The following is a 22,628-nucleotide window of genomic DNA, read 5'->3' on the forward strand; positions in this document are numbered from 1 at the left end:
AGCGACGAGGTGGCGGGATAGCTGGCTATGGGACTACGACCGGACCCTGCTCCGTTTCCCGAGCCACCAGCCGAAGCCGATACCGGGGACGCCCAACAGAACCAGTGGTACCAGCAAGTAGAGGCCCGAGAGCGTGTCCCCCGAAAAGAGGACAATCACCGACAGAGCGAGCGTTCCAGCCGAGACTGCACCGATGCGGCGGCTTCGTCGTCGAACCGCGACGCCCGCCTGAATCGGAACACCTGCCGCCAGGCCGAACAACGTGTTCCCGAGCCACGCGACGACCGACGGGTCTGGAGCGGCAATCGCGTTCATTCCGACGACTGCCGCGGTTGCCCCGACGGGAAACGCAGCCAGGGTGACGAGACGGCGCTTCCGGTCCGCCAGATACACCGCTGTCCCGGCCAGTAGCCCACCGATTGCCAGTGACAGGTCACGGGCGATGGCAGCGAACAGACCGTCGCCATCGTCACCGGACGTCGTCCTGATGCGGTAGACCTGTCCGTTCTTTCGGATGTACTTGTCTCCGCGAAGTGATTCGGACGCGGCGTAGTTATCGTACGACGAGAAGAACGTGTAGTCCTCAGCTATCGTCTCGTCGACTACCGTCTGTGCTGGCTCTGGGAGGTCGGTGTACTCGACGATGTCGGCATCCGGCGGGTGGTCTCCCTCGCTGACGAGTTCTGACACCATCACTGTCTCGCCAGCGGGCTGGTGCATCGACCCTGCAAGCACCACGATGAGGAGTCCGACGAGGAGGAAGGAGATAGATTCGGTTCCGATGTCCATAATCAGTAGTTTGTCGATTTCGTTAAATGTTTTCGGTAGCAATCGCCCCTGCTCGGGGGACCGATTCGCGGGACGAGTGACGCGAATCTATTCTTCACCGGGCGGTTCCGGGGTCGCCGGAGCGACTTCCCTGTCGAGTCCCGGATAGCTGCAGGCTCACCACTCCATCCCACCGCAGACAGAACACCTAAAGGCGGACCGACCTATGGCTACGCTAATGACGACTCTGGGAACGGCCAGCGCGGCTCCCGGCGAGGTCGACACCGGTCGCCTCACCGTCGGTGAGACCCGCGACGGCAGTCCCGTCGGCCTGCCCGTCGCCGTCGTGAACGGCGAGCGCGACGGCAAGACGCTCTACATGCAGGCGGCGAGCGACGGCAACGAGTTGAACGGCGTCGGTGTGATACGGGAGGTGTTCCCGAAGCTGGACCCCGCCGAGCTCGCCGGCGAGATCCGCATCGTCGGCATCGTGAACTACCACGGCTTCCAGATCGACTCCCACCGGAACCCCATCGACGACACGAAGCTGAACCGGACCTACCCCGGCGACTCCGAAGGCACCTCCTCCGAGCGCATCGCGGCCGCGACGTTCGACGCGGCACGCGACGCGGACCTCATCCTCGACCTGCACCAGGGTTCGGACAGCCGGATGATACACGAGGCGCGGGTTCGCTGTGGCCGCCGCCACCGGATGCACCAGCGCTGTCTCGAACTCGCGAAGGTGTTCGGTGCGGGGCACATCCTCGACCAGAAGGGGCCGGACGGGCAGCTCGCTCGCGCGGGCCCGGACGAGGGCATCCCGACCATCGACCCCGAGCTCGGCGGTACCGTCGGCTTCGACCCCGAGAGCGTCGCCGTCGGCGCCGAGGGTGTGTTCAACGTGCTCCGGCACTACGAGTTCGTCGACGGCGATACCGACCTGACGCCACAGACCCGTGCGTCGGGCTTCGACCAGTACGGCGCGCCGGCCGGCGGGCTCGTCGACTTCACGGTCGACCTCGGCGACCGGGTCAAGCGCGGTGACACGCTGTTCCGCGTCACGGACCCGTTCGGCCAGCTCAAGGCCGAGGTGACCGCGGACTCGAACGGCCTGTTCTGGCGGACGCGCCGCCTCCCGCAGGTCGCGACCGGCGAGTACGTCTGCTCGGTCGGCACCGACCTCGACAGCTACTGACCGCCCGGCAAACCTATCTGCCAGCCCTGCGACCACCCAGTCAGACCCGTCATCGGTCACACGCCTCCGACATCAGCCACATCCCTTCCATGACACTACAGAACCTCTACTGCCAGGCCTGCGGTGCGGAGTACGACGCCGGTCCGGACGAGCCGTGGCGCTGTTCCTGCGGCCACGCGCTGGACCTCGAGACGCCACCGCTTCCCGACGGTGAGCCGCTGCCGGTGAGCCAGCTCGACACCCGACGCGGGCTGTGGACGTTCCACGAGTTCCTCCCGGTGGACCGCGCCGTCACGCTTGGCGAGGGCTTCACGCCGGTCGTCGATTCGGACCGCTGGGACGCCGAGTTCAAACTCGAGTACGTCTCCCCGAGCGCCTCGTTCAAGGACCGCGGCGCGACGACGACGCTCTCGCGCGCGGCCGCCCTGGGCGTTGACAAGGTCATCGAGGACTCCTCCGGCAACGCCGGTGCGGCGATCGCGACGTACGCGGCCCGCGCGGGCATCGAGGCCGACGTGTACGTGCCCGCCGACGTGAAGCAGTCGAAGCTGATGGCCATCCAGCGCTCGGGTGCCCGCCCCGTCAGAGTCGAGGGGTCGCGCGAGGACGTGACAAGCGCAGCCGTCGACGCCGTCGAGTCCGGCGAGGGCTGGTACGCCAGCCACGCCTGGAACCCCGCGTTCTACGCCGGCACGATGACCTTCGCCATCGAACTCGCCGCCCAGCGCGACTGGACGGTGCCCGACGCGGTCGTGCTCCCCGTCGGCCACGGCACGCTCGCCCTCGGCGCGTACCGCGGCTTCGACCTGCTCGAGCGGGCGGGTATCGTCGACCGGACGCCCCGGCTGCTGGTCGGACAGGCCGCCGGCTACGCGCCCATCGCGGACGAGTTCCGGGGACTCGTCGCCGAGGACGAGGACGACACCGAGAACGAGATCGCCGACGGCATCCAGATATCGGAACCCGCCCGTCACGATCAGCTGACGGCGGCCATCGAGGACTCCGGAGGCGACGCCATCGCCCTCGGCGAGCACGTCGTCGAGAACACGCTCGACACCCTCCACCGGGACGGTTTCTACGTCGAGCCTACCTGTGCCGTCGCCCCGGCCGCGCTCACCAAGTACCGCGAGCTGGGCGTCGTCGAGGAGGACGAGGACGTGGTCGTCGCGCTGACGGGGAGCGGGCTCACGACGCTCTGACCGTGACGACCTATCCCGCCAGCTTCTGCCCGGACTGTGGCACCGAACTCGGCGAGCGTCGGCTCGACGGGCGCGAGCGTCGCTACTGCGAGGCCTGCGAGCGGGTCGTCTGGCACAACCCCGCACCCTGTGCCGGTGTCGGCGTCGTCGGCGAGGAGGGCGTCTTGCTCGTCCAGCGCGACGTGCCGCCCGGCCGTGGCGAGTGGAGCATCCCGGGCGGCCATCTGGAGGCCGACGAGCCCGCACCCGTCGCCGCCGCACGCGAACTCGATGAAGAGACCGGGCTCCGCGTCGACCCCGACGCGCTCGAACTGCTCGACTGCTTCCACACCAGCAACGGCGACGGCAAGTACGTCGTCTCGGTCGGCTACGTCGTCCACGCGCACCGCTGTGACGGGACGGCGACGGCCCGCGACGAGGTGCGAGCCATCGGCTGGTTCACGCCCGAGTCCTTCGCGCCGTACGAGGGCGTCCTCCACGGCGACCACACGGGACGGTTCCGCGCCGTATGGGACTGGTTCCGGCGGGACGCTACGGCGTGACGACCGTCCGGTTGAGGCCCGTGCCGACGGTCGTCTCCGCGAGGACCGCGGTGAAGTCGTCGCCGCGGTAGATGACGGTGACCGACTCCCCCGGCTGCAGCACGTCGTAGGTCTGGCCCGCGTTCCGCTCCTGGATGACTAGGCGTTGGCCCGCGCTCACGTTCTCGGCCCACTCCAGGACGACGCCCGAGTCCGACCCGTTGCTGTCGCCGGGCGGCCCCCCGCAGGTCCCCACCGGCGACACGCGCTCGCCGTCGACCCGGCAGGGCTTGTTCAGGTCGTTGAACCCGTCGTCGTCGACCTCGACGACTAGGCCCGGCACGTCGAACGTGGACGACGAGCTCTCGCTGTCCTCGGTGCCGTTGTACACGGTCTCGCCGCCGACGAGGACAGTCAGGCGGTCGCGGTCGAGCTCACTGCCACCATCGTGCGTGATGACGAGGGTGTCGTTCTTCGCGACGCCGTCCCCGAAGTTCGCCTCCTCGAACGTGATCCGTGCCGACGGTGCGGGCTCGGGCGGTTCTTGGAGAAACTGCGGGACGTACACCGCCACCGTCACGACGGTGACGAACACGAGGCCGACCATCAGCACGACGGCGATCGGCGACGTTGCCGCGTCGTCGTCGCTCGACTCAAGCGTGTTCACCGTCGGCACCCCTCGACTGCGTCTGTGTCCCCCAACACACCTCTATCGAGCGGCGGAATGGGCAAATAGTTGACGGCGAATCGACATTCGTCCGCGCTCAGAGCGGCCGGACATCGTCACCACGTCGAACTCGAACGTCCACGCCGATTCGGGCTGCGTGGGAACGTGCCAGACCGCGTCGGCAATGACCGCTGTATCGGGCTCTATACCGGTGAGTCGTGACGTCAGGGCCGTAAATACTAGCTCCGTGGAGTCGCCGCAGTGGCGACTCCGGCTGTCGACCGGAGGCGAATCGCCCACACCTATATGGGACGCAAGCATTGCCCCAACTATGAGCTTCGCCGAGATGGACGTGGACACGATATGGATGGACGGGGAGTACGTCGACTGGGAGGACGCACAGATTCACGTGCTCACCCACGGACTCCACTACGGAACCGGCGTCTTCGAGGGCGCGCGGTGTTACGACACGGAGAAGGGTCCGGCCATCTTCCGCTGGGACGACCACGTCGAGCGGCTGTACGAGTCCTGCAAGCCGTACGACATGGAGATCGACCACGAGCCCGCCGAGATAACCGAGGCCACGAAGACGCTCATCACCGAGCAGGACCTCGCCTCCTGCTACATCCGGCCCATCGTCTACTACGGCTACAAGAGCCTGGGCGTCTCGCCGGGTGACTGCCCGACCCGGACCGCCGTCGCGTGCTGGCCGTGGGGCACCTACCTCGGCGAGGACGCACTGGAGAAGGGCATCAAGGTGAAGATCTCCTCGTGGCGCAAGCACTCCTCCAGCCAGATCCCGACGAACGCGAAGACGACCGGCCTCTACGTCAACAGCCTGCTCGCCGGCGAGGAGGCCCGCCGCAACGGCTTCCGCGAGGCCATCGTCCTCAACAAGGAGGGCAACGTCGCCGAGGGCCCCGGCGAGAACATCTTCCTCGTCCGCGACGGCGAGCTGTACACGCCCGGGCTCTCGGAGAGCATCCTCGACGGCATCACCCGCGATAGCGTCATCACGCTCGCCGAGGAGCTGGGGTACGAGGTCCACGACAACGTCTCCATCTCGCGCGGCGAACTCAACACCGCCGACGAGCTGTTCTTCACCGGCTCCGCCGCCGAGGTCACGCCCATCCGGCAGGTCGACAACGTCGAGATCGGCGACGGCTCGCGTGGGCCGATCACCGAGGAGATCCAGCAACGCTTCTTCGACGTGGTCAACCGGCGCACCGACGACCACGAGGAGTGGTTCGACTACGTCGACGCCTGAGTGGGCCGACGGCTCACTGCCCGAGGTAGAGCTCGCGGACGCGCTCGGAGTCGCGGATGGTGTCGGCGTCCGCCTCGAACCGGTTCTCTCCCATGTCGAGGGCGTACGCGCGGTCAGTCACGTCGAGTGCAGCCAGTACGTTCTGTTCGACCATCAGCACGGCCGTTCCGGCCTCTCGGATGCGGTCGACGTGGTCGAACGCACGCTCGATGAGCTTCGGTGCGAGCCCGGCCGACGGCTCGTCGATCAACAGCAGGTCGGGGTCGGGGACGAGCGCCCGCGCCATCGCGAGCATCTGGCGCTCCCCGCCCGAGAGCGTGGAGGCGTCCTGGTCCTGTCGCTCGGCGAGCCGCGGGAAGAGGTCGTACATCGTCTCGCGGCGCTCGGCCGGCGCCTCGGCGTGTATCGAGCCGATATCCAGGTTCTCGGAGACGGTCAGGTTCGGGAAGACGTTCTCGGTCTGTGGGACGTAGGCGACGCCGTTTGGCACCATCTCGTTCGCGCTGACCTCGGAGAGGTCCCTGCCGTCCATCTCGATGGTCCCGTCCCAGAGCGGGAGCTGCCTGAACAGCGCCCGCATCAGCGTCGACTTGCCGGCACCGTTCGGGCCGAACAGCAGCACGACCTCGTCAGTCTGCACGTCGACGTCGACGCCGTAGAGCACCTGGAGGTCGCCGTACCCCGTCTCGATGTCGCGCGCGGAGAACAGCGCGTCGTCGAACCGGCGCACGGCCTCGATGCCGCTCATCGGTCGCCACCTCCGAGGTAAGCTTCGACGACGCGTTCGTCCTGCTGGACGATCTCGGGCGGGCCGACGGCGAGGGTCCGGCCGTCGTGCATCACGACCACGCGGTCGCAGTGCTCCATCACGACGTCCATGTCGTGCTCGATGAAGAGGATGGTCCGCCCGCGGTCGTTCAGCTCCTCCAGTCGCGCGAGCAGTTCGTTGGTCAGCGACGGGTTGACCCCAGCGACCGGCTCGTCGAGCAGGATGATCCGCGGGTCCATCATCAGGACCCGCCCGAGTTCGAGCAGCTTCCGCTGCCCGCCGGAGAGGCCGCTCGCGTACTCGTCGGCGAGGTGGTCGAGTTTCAGGAACTCGAGGGTCTCGTCGACGGTGGCCTGGATGTCGCCTTCCTCCTCGCGGATGGTGCCCGGTCTGAACAGCGCACCGAGCGCGCGCTCGCCGGTCTGCTCGCGGGCCGCGAAGGCCATGTTCTCTCGGACAGTCATCCCGCGGAACGTCTTCGGCGTCTGGAACGTCCGCCCGACGCCCCGCTTTGCGACCTTCGTCGGTGAGAGCCCGTGGATGGGCTCGCCGTCGAGGCGGACCGCGCCGTCGTCGGGCGTGTAGACGCCGGTGATGCAGTTGAACAGCGTCGACTTGCCCGCCCCGTTCGGGCCGATGAGCCCGGTGATGGACGCCTCCTCCACGTCGAAGGTGACGCCGTCGTTCGCGACGAGGCCGCCGAAGTGCTTCACGACGCTGTCGACCTCGAGGAGGTCCGTCCCGTCGTCGGTGGCGCTGCCGTCCGATGCGCTGCCGTCGGTCGATCTCTGCTGGTCCGTGCTCATGGTTCAGTCCTCCTCCCCGAGCGCCTGTATCTCGGAGGGGTCGCCGAACAGCCCCTCCGGCCGGTACCGGATGACGAGCACGAACAGGACCCCGATGACGACGAAACGCATGCTGGGAATGAACGATGGATTGTTCGGGAGCGGGCTGAAGACCGTGGGGAGGACCCCGCTGAGTGCGTCCGGCAGCGTCGACTGGATCCAGTTGTACACCGTCGTGATGAAGCGGGTCGACTCCCGGAACGCGACCACGGTGAATGCGCCGACGACCGCCCCGGTGTTCGAGGCAGCGCCGCCGAGCAGCATCCCGGCGTAGACGGTGAACGTCACCGCCGGGATGAACTGCGCGGTCACGACGCTCCCGAGGTAGTGGGCGTAGACGCCGCCGGCGAATCCGGCGACCATGCCGCCGATGACGAAGGACTTCAGCTTGACGACGTTCGTGTCCTTCCCGAGCGTCTTCGCCGCCGCCTCGCTCTCGCGGACGCCCTTCAGCAGCCGACCGAACGGCGCGTTCATGAGACGTTCGAGGAGCAGGTAGACGGCGAGCAGGCTGCCGGCGGCGAAGAGCAGGTACGAGAGCTGCCAGACGTCGGCCGAGAGCATCGCCCGCCCCGGCTTCGGGACGCTGTTCATCCCGAACGAGCCGTTCGTCAGCCACGCCTCGTTGACGAGTACGTCGCTGAACACGCCGGCGAGGGCGAACGTCGCGATGGCGAGGTAGTGGGTCCCGAGTCTGACACTCGTCAGCCCGATGAGGAACGCGAGCGCCCCACCGACGACGGCGGCGGCGGCGAGGCTCACCGGGAACGCGTACGGCATCGGGAGGTTGAACCAGATCTGGTAGCTCGCGTTCGTCACCTCCGACGGTGGCGGCATCGTCACGATGGCCGAGGCGTACGCGCCCGCAGCGAAGAAGGCGACGTGCCCGAAGTTCAACAGTCCTGTGTAGCCGTAGTGGACGTTGAGGCCCAGCGTCAACAGCCCGTAGATGCAGCCGATGGTCCCCACCGAGACGAGGAACGCCGCCCAGCCGGTCAGCAACGCCATCAGAACTCACCTCCCCTGATGCCCTCGGGTCTGACCAGCAGGACGGCGACCAGGATGACGAAGGCGTACGCTCGGGTGTAGTTCGCCGAGAGGTACGCCGAGCCGAGGTTCATCGCGATGCCGATGATGAACGCGCCGAGCATCGCCCCGTATGGACGGCCGATACCGCCGAGCAGCGTCGCGGCGAAGATGACGATGAGGTACGCAAACCCCACCCCGGGGCGGAACGGCGCGAACAGGATGGCGTACAGGACACCCGAGAGCGCCCCTGCCGCCGCGGAGATGAACCACGTCTGCCGGACGACGCGTTGCGTGTCGATGCCGGCGACCTCCGCGAGGGAGCGGTTCCCGCTGGTCGCACGCATCCGCTTGCCCAGCATCGTCCGCTGCAGCAGCAGGTGCACGAGGAGCATCGTCACCACGCCGACGACGATGACGGCGACCTCGAGTTCGGTCAGCTGGACGCCGAAGTAGTCCTTCCGGCGCAACAGTGGGACGGGGAGCTGGCGTGCGTCGACGCCGACCCACCCCTGGAGCAGGTTCCGGAGGATGAACGAGACGCCGATAGACGTGATGAGCAACGGGAGCGCGCCGCGGTGGGAGATGGGCTCGAAGAACACCCGCGAGACCGCCACGCCGAGCAGCCCGACGAGGAGGACCGCGACGGCGATGGCGACCGGCAGCGGGAGCGACACCCCGAACAGGCCGCCCGCGATGAACACCGCGAGGTACGCCCCGTAGGTGAGGAACTCGCCGTACGCGAAGTTGATGAACCGCGTGACGCCGTAGGAGAGCGTGAGACCGACCGCACCGACGGCGATGACACTGCCCTCGACGATTCCGAATACGAACGTCTGTATGAGATTGTCCAGAACCATGTTAGAGGGCGCGACAGCTCAGAGCGCCTCGGGCGGCAGCCGGCCCGCCTCGCTCCACGCTCCGTCCTGGGCTCGCCTGATGGAGAAGGGGGCGACGATGTCGCCGTCGTCGTCGAAGTCGATCGGACCCACCAGTCCCTGGTAGTCCACGTCGGTGCCGTCGGCGGTGGCGGACGCACCCTCGCTGTAGCTAGTGACCGCCTGCTCCGGGGGGCGGGCGACTGTCGGGATGGCCGCAGCGACGTTCGGGCCGGTGAGGTCGTCGCCGTCGGCCGCGACCTGACTCATGGCGAGTCCGAGCACGTTCATCGCGTCGTAGGTGTTCGTCGCGAACACGCGCGAGCCCTCGTCCCACCCCGCGTACTCGGTGATGGCGTCGAAGAACCCCTGGAGCCGACCGGCCTCCTCGGCCGGCTGGTACGTCGCCGCGTTCAGTCCGAGCATGTCGTTCGTGACGCGGTTGTCGCTCTGGGAGAGGAAGTCCTGGTTGGTCTGGTCCTGGGTCGCGAACCAGTTGCCCTCGTAGCCCGCCTGGAACCCCGCCTCGGTGATCTTGATGCTGTCCTCGACGGACGCGACGAGCACCGTTATCTCGGGGTCGGAGTCCATCATCGACTGGACCTCCGAGGTGTAGGAGGCCTTGCCGGTCCGGATGTCCATCGTCGTGGTGACGGTCCCGCCGAACTCCTCGAACGAGGACCGGATCGGCTCCTTGAACGACTGGAACACCTCCTCGTTGCCGACCATGAGCGCCATCCGCTCGTAGTCCTGGATGGAGTTGTACTGCTCGTCGCGGGCCGCGCGGGCGATGGCCCGACCACCCAGCGAGTCGGAGGAGACCGTCCGGAAGACGTACTCGCCGCCGCGGTCGTCGAGCGAGGTCGTCCCCGCCGTCGGCGTGACGACCGGGACCTCGTTCTCCACGAGCGTGTCGATGACCGCCGACATGGTGATGCTCGTCGGACCGATGACCGCGCTGACGTTCTCGACGTTGACGAGGCGGTTCGTCGCAGAGACGGACGCGTCCGGCGACGCCTCCGTGTCCCCCTGGACGATGCTCACCTGCCGGCCGTCGATGCCGCCCCCGTCGTTGATCTCCTCGACGAGCATCTCCACGACCGGGAGCACGTTCGCGCCGACCCACCCGTAGTCGCCCGAGAACGGCAGCAACACGCCGATGCGGATGTTGTTCCCACCACCACCTCCGCCGCCAGTATCGGTGTCGTCGCCCCCACCCGGAGCCGTGGTATCACCGTTCGAGCCGTCGTCGCCGTCCCCACCGAGACAACCGGCTAATGCGGTGATTCCTGCCAATCCACCAGTGTGCTTGATCAGTCGCCGTCTCTCGATACCCATGCACACACATCACTATTTTCCATTATAAAACCGTTTGTAGAGGGGAAAAACTCGCCCGTAGACCGCAGAAAGCGGGAACGCCGGTGTTTCCGTCGAACAGGATTGGCCCCCGTCGTGCAGCCGGGCGGTGGCCTCTCGACGCGTCGCCGGGGCGTGGAATGAGTCCGGACCGCCGAGAGTCAGATGTCCCGGCCGCCGTCGACTTCGAGAGCGGTCCCGGTTATCATCGATGCCTCGTCGGAGGCCAAGAAGGCCGCCGCGCTGGCGACGTCGCCGGGCTCGGCGAGTCGCCCGAGCGGGATGGTGTCGGCCATGTCGGCGACGGAGAGCTGGTCGCTCGCGAACTCGGGGAGCATCCCGGTGTCGGTCGCGACCGGACAGATAGCGTTGACGCGGATGCCGTCCTCGGCGAGTTCGTGTGCGAGTTGCTTCGTGAGGGTGATCATCCCGCCCTTCGACGCGGCGTAGGCCGACAGGCCGGTCCGGGGGCGAATGCCCGACGTCGAGGCAGTGTTCAGGATGACGCCCTCCGCAGCCTCGCGCAGGTGCGGCACAGCGTACTTCGCACCGAGGAACGCGCTCTTGAGGTTCACGTCCTGTATCCGGTCCCACGTCGCCTCGGTCACGTCCTCGACCGGCGTCGACTGCTGGGGGATGCCGGCGTTGTTGTGCAGCACGTCGAGCCCCCCATAGGTCTCGACTGCGCGGTCGACGAACGCCTGCACGTCGTCGGGGTCGGAGACGTCGGCGACGACGGGCTCGGCCTCGCCGCCCTCGTCGACGATGCCGTCGGCCGTCTCCGCCGCACGGTCCGCGTCGAGGTCGACGACGACGACCGACGCGCCCCGCTCGGCGAACAGCTCGGCGGTGGCCCGTCCCATTCCCGACCCCGCACCGGTGACGATGGCGGTCATGTCTTCGAGTGTCATGGACCGACTGAGACGGAGCGGCGACAAAAGTATCGGGGTCCGTCGAGTTCAGGCACCGGGAAGGTCGTCGCCGGGCCCGGCGTCGAGGTTGACGGCGACGTTTTTCGTCTGCAGGTAGGAGTCCAGCGCCGCGAGCCCCTTCTCCCGGCCGATGCCGGAGCGCTTGTAGCCGCCGAAGGGGGTCTGGTTCGTATCGCCGAACCACTTGTTGACGTAGATGTTCCCCGCCTCGAGACGCTGGGCTGCACGGTGAGCACGGCGGACGTCGTTCGTGAACACCCCGGCGACGAGGCCGTACGCCACGTCGTTGCCGAGCGCGACGGGGTCCTCGTCGTCGTCGTAGGGGATGACGGTCAGCACGGGACCGAAGATCTCCTCCTGGGCGACCCGCATGTCGTTGTCGACGTCCGTGAGCACTGTCGGTTCGACGAAGTAGCCCTCGCGGTCGAGCGCCTCGCCACCGGTCGCGACCGTCGCGCCCTCCGTGACACCGACGTCGACGTAGTCGAGCACGCGCTCGAAGTGGTCCGCGCTGTTCAGCGGTCCCATGTCGGGGTCCTCTTCGCCGGGGCCCAGCTCGTAGGCCTCGGCCCGCTCGACGATACGCTCGACGAACTCCTCGTAACGGTCCTCGTGAACGATGGCCCGGTCGGCCGCCGAGCAGACCTGGCCGGCGTTCGTGAAGATACCGCGGTCGATCCACGAGACCGCCTCGTCGAGGTCCGCGTCGGGGTAGACGATGGCGGGGTTCTTCCCCCCGAGCTCCAGCGTGACGGGTGTGACCTCTGCCGCGGCCGCCTGCATCACCCGCTGGCCGGTGGCGACGCTCCCGGTGAACGTGATGGTGTCGACGCCCTCGTGACCCGTCAGCGCCGCGCCGGTCTCGCCGCCGCCGGTGACGAGGTTCACCGCGGACGCGGGGACGCCGGCCTCGAAGCAGAGTTCAGCGAGCCGGTAGGTCGACAGCGGCGTCGTCGGAGCCGGTTTGACGACCGCCGTGTTCCCCGCGGCCAGCGCCGGGGCGACGCCACGGGCGAACAGGTTGCCCGGGAAGTTCCAGGGCGTTATCTGGGCCGAGACCCCGTACGGCTCGCGGACGGTGAAGTCGACCTGGCCCGTACCGACGGGGACGCTGGTGCCCTCCAGCTTGTCGGCAGCGCCGGCGTAGTACTCGAAGTAGCGAGCCGCACTCAGCACGTCAGAGCGAGCCTGTGACAGTGGCTTTCCCTGGTCCAGGCTCTCTATCTCGGCCAGCTCGTCGGCGTGTGCCCGGATGCGTTCGGCGACCCGGTACAGGGTCCGGCCACGCTCGGCCGGGTCGGTGTCGCGCCAGTCGGGGAACGCCTCGCGGGCCGCCTTGACCGCGCGGTCGACGTCGGAATCGGTGGCGACGGCGACCGCCGCGATCGGCTCCCCGGTCGCCGGGTCGACTGTCTCCACGTACGCCCCGTCCGCCGGGGGGACGCGCTCCCCGCCGATGAGTAAGTCGTACCGTTCGGTCGAGCGCGCGCTCTCCATGACGAACAGTACTGTCGCCGGTCACTTGATACCCGCAGTTGGGGGCAACCGGTGTTACTCGTCCTCCTCGACCTCGACCAGGTTTTCCACCGCCGAGCCGCCCATCCGGTCGGAGTCGCCGAACCCGGCCGAGAGGATACGGGTGAGTGCGTCCTCGACGCGCTCGTCGGTCTCCTCGATGTCCGCGGGGTCGAGTTCGATGACGAACCCGGTGGTGATGTTCGGCGCCGTCGGGAGGAAGACGACCACGCGTCCGTCCTCGGTCGTCTTCCCGGTCTTGAACGCGGTCATGCGCATCCCCGTCCAGGGCTCGATACGGACGGGCGTCTGGAGCGAGTCCGTCCCACCGAGGGCGGTCTCCGCGGCCATCTTCGAGGCGTTGTAGACGACACGCAGGCCGGGGACGCGGTTCGCCATATCGTCGATAACCCCCTCGGCAAGATTGCCGACGGCCGTGCGCATCAGATAGCCGACGGAGAAGACGAAGACGACGAACACGGCGAGGACGACCAGCACGCGCAGGGGTTCGACGAGCGTGTTCGCGACGCCGGACGACACCCCGAGGTCGGTGAGCAGCTCGACCTTGATGACGCGCTGTGGCGTAACGGAGGAGATGACGCCGTACAGCCAGGCGATGACGTAGGCGCTGACGAGCACCGGCAGGACGACGATGAGACCCGACGCGAAGTCCCGTTTCCACGACGACATACACGCGACAAATCCCACCGTGGGGTTATGTCTCTGTTCCTATCGCCCAAGGACCGCCCGTAACGCGAACGTGACGTTTTCTTTCCGCTCGCGGACCCGGCGGTAGAAGTACGAGAGCCACTTCCCGCCGTAGGGGGCGTACTGCCACACCTCGACCCCCTCGCTGGCGAGGTCGAACTGCGCGTCCTCGCGCACGCCCATCAGCATCTGTACCTCGTAGGGGGTGCCGTGTTCGGCGTGGAGGTCCCGGGCCATCGCGATCATCTCCGGGTCGTGGCTGCCGACCGCGATGCCGTCGTCGAACTCCTCGAACATCTGCTTGAGGAGGTCGCGGTACTGCTGGTCGACACGGGACTTCTCGCCGTACGCGACGGACTTCGGCTCGTCGTACGCGCCCTTGACCAGCCGGACCTTCCCCGGCACGTCGGCGAGCCGTTCGAGGTCGTCGGGCGTGCGCTTGAGGTTCGCCTGGATGCAGACGCCGACGTTGCCGTCGGTCTGGCGGGCGTACCTCTCGAACGCGTCGAGCGTCGCATCCGTCGTGTGTCGGTCCTCCATGTCGACCCAGACGAACGTGCCGGCCTCGTCCGCCACGTCGACGATGTCGCCGAGCAGCTCGTCGAACACGTCGTCGCCGACGTCGAGCCCGATCTGGCTCGGCTTGATGGAGATGCAGGCATCGACCTCGGTGTCACCGATGTCCGCGACCAGCTGCTTGTACGCCTCCGCGTCCTCCTCGGCCGGCCCGCGCTCGTCGTAGTGCTCGCCGAGCAGGTTCAGGATGACCTTCACGTTCCCCTCGTTCAGGTCGCGTGCGTGTTCCAGTGCCTCCGCTGGTGTCTCCCCAGCGACGAACTGGCTCGCGATGGGCGGAATCATGCTCGAGAGTGGGGGCCCGTGGTACAAGAGGATTGATGTACCGGGCTGAGGCGTCTGGACTCCGCTTCGACGGGTGACGTACACCGCAGGCTGCCGAGGGTTTACGAAAACTGTAAACCGCGTTCGGTGTCCCGGGCGACGGACTGGCCGGAGCACTCCGGGGCCGGGGCCGCGAGACGCTCGGAGCCGCCTACATCCAGTGCGGCTCCGGAGCCGTCCGCGCCTGGCGTGGGGTCCCGCCAGTTCGTGGTTCTCGTCGTCGCCCGACCCGAGCTGCCGGCCTCACCGACACGACGATGCCATCAGTTCGCCGACAACCCAGACACCTTAAGGTGGCCGGTCGACATCCAACGGACATGGACCTCGTCTCGACGCTGGTCGTCGCCTTCTGGGCGATGCTCCCCGCGTACGTGCCGAACAACGCCGCCGTGCTCCTCGGCGGCGGTCGGCCCATCGACGGGGGACGGAACCTCGGCGGGCGGCGCATCCTGGGCGACGGGAAGACCTGGCGTGGGACCATCGTCGGCACGGGCGTCGGCGTGGGCCTCGCACTGCTGCTCTCCGAGGTCGCCGCGTCGGTGGGGGACGCCGCGAACGTGGCGCTGCCGACGTTCCCGCTGCCGGTCGCGTTCGCACTCGCCTTCGGCGCGATGGTCGGCGACATCGGTGCGTCGTTCCTCAAACGCCGGACCGGCCGGGACCGCGGGGCCGCGTTCCCCGGGCTGGACCAGCTGGACTTCGTCGTGGGCGCGCTCGGGCTCGCCGCCGTCGTCGACCCCGCGTGGTTCGGCGAGTGGTTCACGGTTCCGGTGCTCGCGGCCGTCGTCGTCGTGACGCCGTTGCTGCACATCGGGACCAACGGGGTGGCGTACGCGCTCGACCTGAAAGAGGAGCCGTGGTGAAACAGTTCGATTATAGCCTCTTCAGTTCGCCCTCTTACCGTTGATTCTGCCGTCACTACCCGCCAGAAAACTCCGATTATCTCGACTCGGGGGACTCGCTGCGGTTCGTGCGTCGTCCGCCGTCGTCGAGATGGTCGTCCCCTTTCAGTCCCGCCCACCTGAACCGCATCTCCCGCCACCCCAGCCGACTGCATCTCCGGAAATCAGAGATTTCCGGCGGGCTCACGAGACGCAAGCGTCTCGTGACCGACGCTCGTTCCTGTGCTTCTCGTCCCTCGCGTGTGCACGACGAGCGACACTCGCTCCGCTCGGTACGCTCGTCGGCGCGCGCCACCCGGCTGATTCGGTAGCATCGCCGCCAGCCACCTGCCAGTTCACTCGCGAACGAATCCACGGGCCTTATTGTCGGCGGGCGCGGCTCTCAGTCCAATGACGAACGACGACCTCATCTCGGCGCTGGTGGCAGCGGACGCGGTCCGCTTCGGCGAGTTCGAACTGAGCCACGGCGGTACGAGCGAGTACTACGTGGACAAGTACCTGTTCGAGACCGACGTCGACTGCCTGCGCCAGATCGGCGCGGCGTTCGCCGAGCGCGTCGAGGACACGAAGCTGGCGGGCGTCGCGCTCGGCGGGGTCCCCCTCGTGGTGGCGACCGCGCTGGCGGCGGACCTGCCCTACGTCATCGCGCGCAAACAGCAGAAGGAGTACGGCACCGCAAACCTGGTCGAGGGCCGACTGGAAGAGGGCGAGGAGGTCGTCGTGGTGGAGGACATCGCCACGACGGGGCAGTCCGCTGTCGACGCCGTGGCGGCGCTCCGGGATGCGGGCGCGGTCGTGAACCGCGCGCTCATCGTCGTCGACCGGGAGGAGGGCGGTCGCGAGAACCTCGCCGACGTGGGCGTCGAGATGGAGGCACTCGTCACCGCGAGCGACCTGCTCGGTCACGCCGACGACGGATAGAACGTGCGATAGCGTACCACAGCGTGCATCGCAACCCTTTTCTTGCAGTCTTGGCTATTGAGATGTACGATGGTAGGTGTCTGCTTTACAGGCCGGGCGGCAGCCCACTTCTAACATCAACGTCCACCTACCGTTCTTCGCGTTCGCAGACACCCACCAGAGACATCCACAACAGCCATGTCCCAGTCAGAATCCGAATCACAGATAGCGGTCGTACTACCGGACGGTTCCGAACTCTCCGTCCCCGAGGGAGCCAGCGTCGAAGACGTCGCCTACGAGATCGGCCCCGGTCTCGGTCGCGACACCGTCGCGGGCAAGATCGACGGTGACCTCGTCGCCAAGGAGGCCGAGGTCCACGACGGCGCGGCCATCGAGATCGTCACCGACGGCTCCGACGAGTACGTCCAGGTCATGCGCCACACGGCCGCCCACGTCCTCGCGCAGGCGGTGAAACGACTGTACCCGGACGCCAAACTCGCCATCGGCCCGCCGACGGACGAGGGCTTCTACTACGACTTCGACGACATCGACGTCGACGCCGACGACCTCGCCGACCTCGAGGACGAGATGGCCGACATCGTCGACGACGACCTCGAACTCGAACGCGAGGAAGTGTCCTACGAGGACGCCAGGGAGCGCCTCGCAGACGAGCCGTACAAGCTCGAACTGCTCGACGAACTCCACGAGGAGGGTGCCGAGATCACGTTCTACTCCCAGGGCGACTTCGAGGACCTCTGTGCCGGCCCGCACGTGGAGTCCACGGGCGATATCGGCGCGTTCGACCTGCTCGAGATCGCCGGCGCGTACTGGCGCGGCGACGAGGACAACGAGATGCAGACGCGCATCTACGGCACCGCCTTCGAGAGCGAGAGCGACCTGGAGGAGTTCGTAGAGCGCAAGCAGGAGGCAGAACGACGCGACCACCGCAAGATCGGCAACCAGATGGACCTGTTCTCCATCCAGGACGTGACGGGGCCGGGGCTGCCCCTCTACCACCCGAACGGCAAGACGGTGCTGCGCGAGCTCGAGCGGTTCATCGAGGAGCTCAACCTCGACGCCGGCTACGAGTACGTCGAGACGCCGCACCTGTTCAAGACGGACCTCTGGAAGCGCTCGGGCCACTACGACAACTACGAGGACGACATGTTCCTCTTCGAGGTCGACGACGACGAGTTCGGCCTGAAGCCGATGAACTGCCCGGGCCACGCCGCCATCTTCCAGGACCAGTCCTGGAGCTACCGCGACCTGCCGGTGCGCTACGCGGAGGACGGGAAGGTGTACCGCAAGGAACAGTCCGGCGAGCTCTCCGGGCTCTCTCGCGTCTGGGCTTTCACCATCGACGACGGCCACCTGTTCGTCCGCCCGAACCAGATCGAGGCGGAGGTCGAGCAGATCCTCGACGCCATCGACACGGTGCTCGACACGTTCGAGCTCGACTACGAGGTCGCCCTCGCCACGCGCCCGGAGAAGTCCGTCGGGAGCGACGATATCTGGGAGAAGGCCGAGTCCATCCTCGAGCGGGTCATCGAGGAGCACGAGGACGACTACGTCGTCGAGGACGGTGACGGCGCGTTCTACGGCCCGAAGATCGACTTCGCGTTCGAGGACGCCCTCGGCCGCAAGTGGGACGGCCCGACGGTCCAGCTCGACTTCAACATGCCCGAGCGCTTCGACCTCTCCTACGTCGGCGAGGACAACGAGCACCACCGCCCGGTGATGATCCACCGCGGCGTCTACGGGTCCTACGAGCGCTTCTTCATGGTGCTCATCGAGCACTTCGAGGGCAAGTTCCCGTTCTGGCTCGCCCCCGAGCAGGTCCGCATCCTCGCCATCTCGGACGACAATCTCGACTACGCCTACGAGATCGCCGAGGAGTTCGACGAGTTCCGCGTCGAGGTCAACGACCGCGACGCGACCATCGAGCGGAAGATCCGCGGCGCACACAACGACCGCGTGCCCTACATGATAATCGTCGGCGGCAACGAGGAGGAGGACGGCAATATCTCGGTGCGAGACCGCAACGAGAACCAGGAGTACGACGTCGAGATCGACGCGTTCCGCGACCACCTCCGCCGCGAGCGCGACGAGAAGCACGTCGAACCGGACTTCCTGCTGGACTGACCCCGCTCCGCCGCCGCTGCCCTCGCTGTCGTCCCCGTTCTTCCGGGCCGACCGCGCTCGACTGTTACACGTCCGTGGTGTAGCACGCCCGTTTTTCGTTTCGACGTATTCATAGTTGCGTAGTCGTGTATACTGGCCATGAACCGCGCAGAGAAGGCGGCGCTCCAGCTTCGCGCCGTCGACGTGCTCCAGATGTTGAAGGAGACGCGCACCTACGACGAGCTCGCCGAGGTCACCGGTCTCCCGGCGGGCGACCTGAACCGCTACGTGAACGGCCACGTCCTCCCGAGCGCCGAGCGCGCCCGCGAAGTCGTCTCCGGCGTCGGTCACGAGGCCCTCGGCGACGAGCTCGAGGCCCGAATCGAGGTCGACGACGAGGGCTACGTCGACAACTCCGCGGCTGTCTTCGACCAGGCGTTCCTCGACCTCGTCGCGCCGGTCGCCGCCGACGCCTACGAGTTCGAGCGGCCGGACGCCGTGTTGACCGCGGCGACGGACGGCATCACGCTCGCGGCGGCGATGGCGAGCTACTTCGGCGCGCGCTGTGTCTACGCGAAGAAGAGCAAGGAGACGGCCGTCGAGGAGTTCGTCGAGGCCCGCCAGCGCCTCCAGTCCGGCATCGAGCTCACCTACTACCTGCCTGCATCCTCCCTCTCCGCTGGTGACACCGTCCTCGTCGTCGACGACCTCATCCGCTCCGGCGAGACGCAGGAGCTGCTGCTCGACATCGCCGACCACGCCGGCGCGTCAGTCGGCGGCGTCTTCGCCCTCATCGCGGTCGGCGACGAGGGCACCGAGCGCGCGGCCGCGCTCACCGACGCACCGGTCGGCGCGCTGGTCGACGTCGAACCCTGAGTCTTTTTCTTCGCCGCGCTCGCGCTTGTGACCGGATGCAATCGGTCCCTCGCTCCTTCCTCGTTGCGCTCGCAGGCGTCGTCGGCGTCGTCGCGCTCGCGGCCGCCCTCGCCACGCCGGACACACCGGTGACGGCCAGCGTCGGCAGCGGTGGCGGCCGTGGCGTCGCCCGCGTGGTCGTCGCGACCGCCGTGTTGCTCGCACTCGCGGTGGTGCCGCTGCTCCTGCTGACGCTCCGCCGGGAGACCCCCACAGAGACCGTCGACCGACGGCTGGCCGCGCTCGGGCTCCTCCTGCTCGGCGTTCTCGTTGCCGTCGTCGCGTTCCTGCTCGCGAACGCGAGTGGCGGAGCCACGCGGCCCCCAGCCGGTGGCGGCGGGGGTCCCCTGGGCGCGGTGAACCAGTCGACGCCGGAGCCGTCGGCGGGCCCCGGCGGGACCGGGTTGGCCGGACTGGCGGTCGTCGGCGCCGTCGGCCTCGCGGGTGCCGGACTGCTCTGGCTGCGGCTCCGCACACCAACCGACACACCGGACGGGGACAGCGACGAGGACGCCGCCGAGACCAGGGACGCCGTCGCGGCGACGGCCGGCGCGGCCGCGGAGCGGCTGGCCGCGGGCGACCGGCCCGTCGACAACGTCGTCTACGGGGCGTGGCGCGAGATGACCGCAGCACTGGACGTGGGTGCATCCGCATCGACGACGCCCGGCGAGTTCGCCGCCGCGGCGGTCGACGCCGGATTCGACCCCGACGCGGTCGCCGAGCTGACCGACGTCTTCGAGACGGTCCGCTACGGCGACGACCCCCCGGCGGCGTACGCGGACCGGGCACAGGGCGCGCTCGAACGAATCGAGGCGACGGCCGACGGGGGCTCCGAGCCGTGAACCGTGCGCTCGCGGCCGTCGGGCTCGCGGCGGTGGGCCTCGGCCTCGTCGGCGTACTCGAACTCGGAGGCGGCGTCGCGGCCGCCGCCGCGGTCGTGGCGCTGCTTCTGACCGCGTGGCTCCTCAGCGCCGTGGTCGTCGACGAGCCCGAGCAGCGCACGCTCCCGGCCGTCGAACGCGCGGCGGGGACCGACCCCCCGGGAGAGACCGTCACGAGCGCGCTCGGTCAGTTCGTCGACGAGGGGCGGGTGGGTCGTGGCGCGAGGGACCTGCGGGCGGCGCTGTCGGCCGCCGCGGTCTCGGTGCTCGTCCGACGCGGCGACCGCTCCCGGGACGCGGCCGAGTCTGCCGTCGCCGACGGCAGCTGGACCGACGACGGGCGCGTCGCCGCGTTCCTCGCGGGCGAGACCGGGGACGGCGACGACGTATCGTTGCGCGACCGGCTCCCGTTCCGCAGCGGCCCGTCGCTCCGGGACGACGTCCGGCGGACCGTGGACGCGGTCGCCGACGTCGCCGGGGTAGAGCGTGCGGGCGACACACCGGGCTGGTTTGCCGTCGGCCCACGGAGCCCTGTCGAGACGGTCCCCTCGCTGCCCCCGGACCACGACGGCGGCGTTCACGTCCGCGAACGTCGGGCGACTGGGCGCTGGCGCGGCCTGCGCGCGCTCGGCGTGGCCACGCTCGCGGTCGGGACGCTGCTGCAGTCGCCGTCGGTCGTCCTGCTCGCCGCGCTCCCGTTCGGCTGCCTCGGCGCGGCCAGGCTCGGTGCCGCGCGGCTCGATGCCGAGGGGACCGCGGCGAGCGACCCGCCCGTCATCGCCGTCGAGCGGACGCTGGCCGACGACGACGTGGCCCCCGGCGACCGGGTCGCGGTCGAGCTGACGGTGACCAACGAGGGCGAGACGGCGGTCGCGGACTGCCGGCTGGTCGACGGCGTTCCCGCCGGTCTCCCGGTCGTCGACGGCTCGCCGCGCGCCGCCGTCGCGCTGGCACCCGGCGAATCGACGACGCTGCGGTACGCGGTTGTGGCTCGCCGTGGGAGCCACGAGTTCGGCCCGACACTGACCGTCGAGCGGGACCCCGCCGGCACGAGCGCGGTCGAGTGCCTGCGTCCCGTCGAGTCGACGCTCCGGGTCCTCCCCCGGTTCGAGGCCGTGCCGACGGTCCCGCTCCGCCGGCAGGGGACGCGTGCCGCCGGGGAGATACGGACCGGCGAGGGTGGCGAGGGAACGACGTTCCACGCGACTCGCGAGTACCGCAAGGGCGACCCGCTCTCGCGGGTGGACTGGCGACGCTGGGCCCGGACCGGCGAGTTCGCGACCGTCGAGTTCGAGCGCGAGCGTGCCGCGACGATCGTCTTCGTCGTCGACGCCCGCGGCGCGAGCTACGTCGCGCCCGACCCGGACTCGGAGCACGCCCTCGACCGGGCGCTCGGCGCGGTCGCGTCGCTCTACCCGGCGTTGACCGCGACCGGGAACCGGGTCGGACTGACCGCGGTCAGCACCGCGGACTGCTGGCTCCCGCCGGGAGCTGGCAAGGCCCACCGTGCCCGGTTCCGCGAGACGCTCGGGACGCACCCGGCGCTCTCGTCGGCCCCCGAGAGCGATAACCTCGCCGCACGAACGGCTATCGCCCGGCTCCATCGACGACTCCCGACCGGCGCGCAGGTGCTCCTGCTCTCGCCGCTGTGTGACGACTACGCCGCACAGATCGCCCGCCGGTTCGAGGTCGGCGGGCACCCCGCGACGGTCGTCAGCCCGGACCCGACGACGACCCGGTCACCGGGCCAGTCGCTGGCGCGGGTCGCCCGGCGGAACCGGATCCACGACCTGCGGGAGGCCGGCGTGACGGTCGTGGACTGGGCGTGGGACGAGCCGCTGTCGACCGCGCTCGAACGGGGTGACCGGCGGTGAGACGGGTTGGCGGAGTCGAGTCGTGGGCGAGCCTGCTCGCGGGCAGCGTCGCACTCGTCGTCGCCGCACTCGCCGGCGTCGCCACGGTCGCGCTCGCAGCCGTCGGATTCGCGCTGCTCGCGGTCGGGGTGTGGCGTGGCGTCCGGACGGGTATCACGCTCGGTTCCCTGGGGCTGTTCCTCGCGGTCGTCCTGGCTGGGACCGTGCTTCCACCGCTGCCGACGCTGCTCGGCGGACTCGGGGCGACAGTCGCCTGGGACGCCGGCCATCACGCCCGGGAGCTGGACCGCCAGCTCGGCCGCGAGAGTCCGAGCGGGGCCGTCGAGCGTAGACACCTCGGGTACCTGCTCGTGGTCGGCGCGGCGAGCGTGGGACTCTCGTACATCGGCTACCTGTCCGTGGCCGGCAGTCTCGGGCCGGGCTCGGCGGTGCTCCTGTTCGTCGGGACGGTCGCGCTGTTCGTCGCGTTCGGGCGGGAGTTCTGACCAG

Annotated in this window: 22 protein-coding genes; 11 read left to right on the forward strand and 11 right to left on the reverse strand. The window is 68.7% G+C overall.

From position 1 onward, the window contains the following. Positions 1-33 precede the first annotated feature (33 nt). The gene (locus NO978_RS03310) at positions 34-789 is read right to left on the reverse strand and encodes a hypothetical protein (protein WP_257298100.1); all 756 of its coding nucleotides are present in this window, start codon (positions 787-789) and stop codon (positions 34-36) included. Between the two features lie 217 nt (positions 790-1,006). Here NO978_RS03310 and NO978_RS03315 point away from each other — a divergent pair, with 217 nt between their 5' ends. The 3 genes from NO978_RS03315 to NO978_RS03325 all read left to right on the forward strand — a co-directional run bounded on the left by NO978_RS03315 (position 1,007) and on the right by NO978_RS03325 (position 3,704). Continuing rightward, positions 1,007-1,963 carry a succinylglutamate desuccinylase/aspartoacylase family protein gene (locus NO978_RS03315; protein WP_257298101.1) on the forward strand — a complete coding sequence of 319 codons (957 nt, stop codon included), beginning with the start codon at positions 1,007-1,009 and terminating at the stop codon, positions 1,961-1,963. Positions 1,964-2,052: 89 nt separating this feature from the next. After that, positions 2,053-3,162, forward strand: a complete 1,110-nt coding sequence (locus NO978_RS03320) for a pyridoxal-phosphate dependent enzyme (protein WP_257298102.1) — start codon at positions 2,053-2,055, stop codon at positions 3,160-3,162. 2 nt (positions 3,163-3,164) lie between these two features. Then, positions 3,165-3,704, forward strand: a complete 540-nt coding sequence (locus NO978_RS03325) for an NUDIX domain-containing protein (RefSeq protein WP_257298103.1) — start codon at positions 3,165-3,167, stop codon at positions 3,702-3,704. On the opposite strand, the gene NO978_RS03330 is transcribed toward NO978_RS03325, so the two are convergent. Continuing rightward, positions 3,694-4,350 carry a type IV pilin gene (locus NO978_RS03330; protein ID WP_257298104.1) on the reverse strand — a complete coding sequence of 219 codons (657 nt, stop codon included), beginning with the start codon at positions 4,348-4,350 and terminating at the stop codon, positions 3,694-3,696. The two genes, NO978_RS03325 and NO978_RS03330, sit on opposite strands and share 11 nt — an antisense overlap. Positions 4,351-4,681: 331 nt before the next feature. Here NO978_RS03330 and NO978_RS03335 point away from each other — a divergent pair, with 331 nt between their 5' ends. Beyond that, a complete protein-coding gene (locus tag NO978_RS03335) occupies positions 4,682-5,617 on the forward strand; it encodes a branched-chain amino acid transaminase (RefSeq protein ID WP_257298105.1) in 936 nt (311 codons plus the stop codon). Between the two features lie 13 nt (positions 5,618-5,630). Here the strand turns inward: NO978_RS03335 and NO978_RS03340 are convergent, their stop codons facing one another. From NO978_RS03340 to NO978_RS03380, 9 genes are all read right to left on the reverse strand, one after another. Further along, complete coding sequence (locus tag NO978_RS03340) at positions 5,631-6,365, reverse strand: ABC transporter ATP-binding protein (RefSeq protein ID WP_257298106.1); 735 nt, start codon at positions 6,363-6,365, stop codon at positions 5,631-5,633. Further along, the gene (locus tag NO978_RS03345) at positions 6,362-7,192 is read right to left on the reverse strand and encodes an ABC transporter ATP-binding protein (protein WP_257298107.1); all 831 of its coding nucleotides are present in this window, start codon (positions 7,190-7,192) and stop codon (positions 6,362-6,364) included. The genes NO978_RS03340 and NO978_RS03345 overlap by 4 nt, the downstream gene beginning before the upstream one ends. Before the next feature lie 3 nt (positions 7,193-7,195). Next, a complete protein-coding gene (locus tag NO978_RS03350) occupies positions 7,196-8,239 on the reverse strand; it encodes a branched-chain amino acid ABC transporter permease (protein WP_257298108.1) in 1,044 nt (347 codons plus the stop codon). Then, positions 8,239-9,117 (reverse strand): branched-chain amino acid ABC transporter permease, encoded by an 879-nt coding sequence (locus NO978_RS03355; protein ID WP_257298109.1) that lies wholly within the window; start codon positions 9,115-9,117, stop codon positions 8,239-8,241. The genes NO978_RS03350 and NO978_RS03355 overlap by 1 nt, the downstream gene beginning before the upstream one ends. Before the next feature lie 18 nt (positions 9,118-9,135). Then, a complete protein-coding gene (locus NO978_RS03360; RefSeq protein WP_257298110.1) occupies positions 9,136-10,473 on the reverse strand; it encodes an ABC transporter substrate-binding protein in 1,338 nt (445 codons plus the stop codon). Between the two features lie 179 nt (positions 10,474-10,652). After that, the gene (locus tag NO978_RS03365; RefSeq protein ID WP_257298111.1) at positions 10,653-11,402 is read right to left on the reverse strand and encodes an SDR family NAD(P)-dependent oxidoreductase; all 750 of its coding nucleotides are present in this window, start codon (positions 11,400-11,402) and stop codon (positions 10,653-10,655) included. A gap of 48 nt (positions 11,403-11,450) precedes the next feature. Continuing rightward, positions 11,451-12,920, reverse strand: coding sequence for an aldehyde dehydrogenase (locus tag NO978_RS03370; RefSeq protein ID WP_257298112.1), 1,470 nt, complete (start codon positions 12,918-12,920; stop codon positions 11,451-11,453). 54 nt (positions 12,921-12,974) lie between these two features. Beyond that, on the reverse strand, positions 12,975-13,628 hold the full coding sequence (locus NO978_RS03375; RefSeq protein WP_257298113.1) for a DUF502 domain-containing protein: 654 nt from the start codon (positions 13,626-13,628) through the stop codon (positions 12,975-12,977). A gap of 39 nt (positions 13,629-13,667) precedes the next feature. After that, positions 13,668-14,507 (reverse strand): proline dehydrogenase family protein, encoded by an 840-nt coding sequence (locus NO978_RS03380; protein ID WP_257298114.1) that lies wholly within the window; start codon positions 14,505-14,507, stop codon positions 13,668-13,670. A gap of 356 nt (positions 14,508-14,863) precedes the next feature. On the opposite strand from NO978_RS03380, the gene NO978_RS03385 reads away from it, so the two are divergent. The 7 genes from NO978_RS03385 (at position 14,864) to NO978_RS03415 (ending at position 22,624) form a co-directional block, all read left to right on the forward strand. Continuing rightward, complete coding sequence (locus tag NO978_RS03385) at positions 14,864-15,409, forward strand: CDP-2,3-bis-(O-geranylgeranyl)-sn-glycerol synthase (RefSeq protein ID WP_257298115.1); 546 nt, start codon at positions 14,864-14,866, stop codon at positions 15,407-15,409. Positions 15,410-15,838: 429 nt separating this feature from the next. Next, positions 15,839-16,369 carry an orotate phosphoribosyltransferase gene (gene pyrE / locus NO978_RS03390; protein ID WP_257298116.1) on the forward strand — a complete coding sequence of 177 codons (531 nt, stop codon included), beginning with the start codon at positions 15,839-15,841 and terminating at the stop codon, positions 16,367-16,369. Between the two features lie 177 nt (positions 16,370-16,546). Then, positions 16,547-18,490 carry a threonine--tRNA ligase gene (gene thrS / locus NO978_RS03395; RefSeq protein WP_257298117.1) on the forward strand — a complete coding sequence of 648 codons (1,944 nt, stop codon included), beginning with the start codon at positions 16,547-16,549 and terminating at the stop codon, positions 18,488-18,490. Positions 18,491-18,628: 138 nt separating this feature from the next. After that, positions 18,629-19,345, forward strand: a complete 717-nt coding sequence (locus NO978_RS03400; RefSeq protein WP_257298118.1) for a phosphoribosyltransferase family protein — start codon at positions 18,629-18,631, stop codon at positions 19,343-19,345. A 35-nt stretch (positions 19,346-19,380) separates the two neighbouring features. Further along, entirely contained in the window at positions 19,381-20,226 is an 846-nt protein-coding gene (locus NO978_RS03405; RefSeq protein ID WP_257298119.1) for a DUF4129 domain-containing protein, read from the forward strand. Then, positions 20,223-22,139, forward strand: a complete 1,917-nt coding sequence (locus NO978_RS03410; protein ID WP_257298120.1) for a DUF58 domain-containing protein — start codon at positions 20,223-20,225, stop codon at positions 22,137-22,139. The genes NO978_RS03405 and NO978_RS03410 overlap by 4 nt, the downstream gene beginning before the upstream one ends. After that, positions 22,136-22,624, forward strand: coding sequence for a hypothetical protein (locus NO978_RS03415; protein ID WP_257298121.1), 489 nt, complete (start codon positions 22,136-22,138; stop codon positions 22,622-22,624). Before NO978_RS03410 ends, NO978_RS03415 begins: the two co-directional genes overlap by 4 nt. Positions 22,625-22,628 lie beyond the last annotated feature (4 nt).

The organism is Haloarchaeobius sp. FL176 (assembly GCF_024609245.1).
Taxonomy (GTDB): Archaea; Halobacteriota; Halobacteria; order Halobacteriales; family Natrialbaceae; genus Haloarchaeobius.

Excerpts from the sequence above, each read along its gene's own strand:
- NO978_RS03310 (WP_257298100.1), bottom strand. The coding sequence starts at position 789 with ATGGACATCGGAACCGAATCTATCTCCTTCCTCCTCGTCGGACTCCTC.
- NO978_RS03315 (WP_257298101.1), top strand. The coding sequence starts at position 1,007 with ATGACGACTCTGGGAACGGCCAGCGCGGCTCCCGGCGAGGTCGACACC.
- NO978_RS03320 (WP_257298102.1), top strand. The coding sequence starts at position 2,053 with ATGACACTACAGAACCTCTACTGCCAGGCCTGCGGTGCGGAGTACGAC.
- NO978_RS03335 (WP_257298105.1), top strand. The coding sequence starts at position 4,682 with ATGAGCTTCGCCGAGATGGACGTGGACACGATATGGATGGACGGGGAG.
- NO978_RS03340 (WP_257298106.1), bottom strand. The coding sequence starts at position 6,365 with ATGAGCGGCATCGAGGCCGTGCGCCGGTTCGACGACGCGCTGTTCTCC.
- NO978_RS03345 (WP_257298107.1), bottom strand. The coding sequence starts at position 7,192 with ATGAGCACGGACCAGCAGAGATCGACCGACGGCAGCGCATCGGACGGC.
- NO978_RS03350 (WP_257298108.1), bottom strand. The coding sequence starts at position 8,239 with ATGGCGTTGCTGACCGGCTGGGCGGCGTTCCTCGTCTCGGTGGGGACC.
- NO978_RS03355 (WP_257298109.1), bottom strand. The coding sequence starts at position 9,117 with ATGGTTCTGGACAATCTCATACAGACGTTCGTATTCGGAATCGTCGAG.
- NO978_RS03360 (WP_257298110.1), bottom strand. The coding sequence starts at position 10,473 with ATGGGTATCGAGAGACGGCGACTGATCAAGCACACTGGTGGATTGGCA.
- NO978_RS03365 (WP_257298111.1), bottom strand. The coding sequence starts at position 11,402 with ATGACACTCGAAGACATGACCGCCATCGTCACCGGTGCGGGGTCGGGA.
- NO978_RS03370 (WP_257298112.1), bottom strand. The coding sequence starts at position 12,920 with ATGGAGAGCGCGCGCTCGACCGAACGGTACGACTTACTCATCGGCGGG.
- NO978_RS03375 (WP_257298113.1), bottom strand. The coding sequence starts at position 13,628 with ATGTCGTCGTGGAAACGGGACTTCGCGTCGGGTCTCATCGTCGTCCTG.
- NO978_RS03380 (WP_257298114.1), bottom strand. The coding sequence starts at position 14,507 with ATGATTCCGCCCATCGCGAGCCAGTTCGTCGCTGGGGAGACACCAGCG.
- NO978_RS03385 (WP_257298115.1), top strand. The coding sequence starts at position 14,864 with ATGGACCTCGTCTCGACGCTGGTCGTCGCCTTCTGGGCGATGCTCCCC.
- pyrE (WP_257298116.1), top strand. The coding sequence starts at position 15,839 with ATGACGAACGACGACCTCATCTCGGCGCTGGTGGCAGCGGACGCGGTC.
- thrS (WP_257298117.1), top strand. The coding sequence starts at position 16,547 with ATGTCCCAGTCAGAATCCGAATCACAGATAGCGGTCGTACTACCGGAC.
- NO978_RS03400 (WP_257298118.1), top strand. The coding sequence starts at position 18,629 with ATGAACCGCGCAGAGAAGGCGGCGCTCCAGCTTCGCGCCGTCGACGTG.
- NO978_RS03405 (WP_257298119.1), top strand. The coding sequence starts at position 19,381 with ATGCAATCGGTCCCTCGCTCCTTCCTCGTTGCGCTCGCAGGCGTCGTC.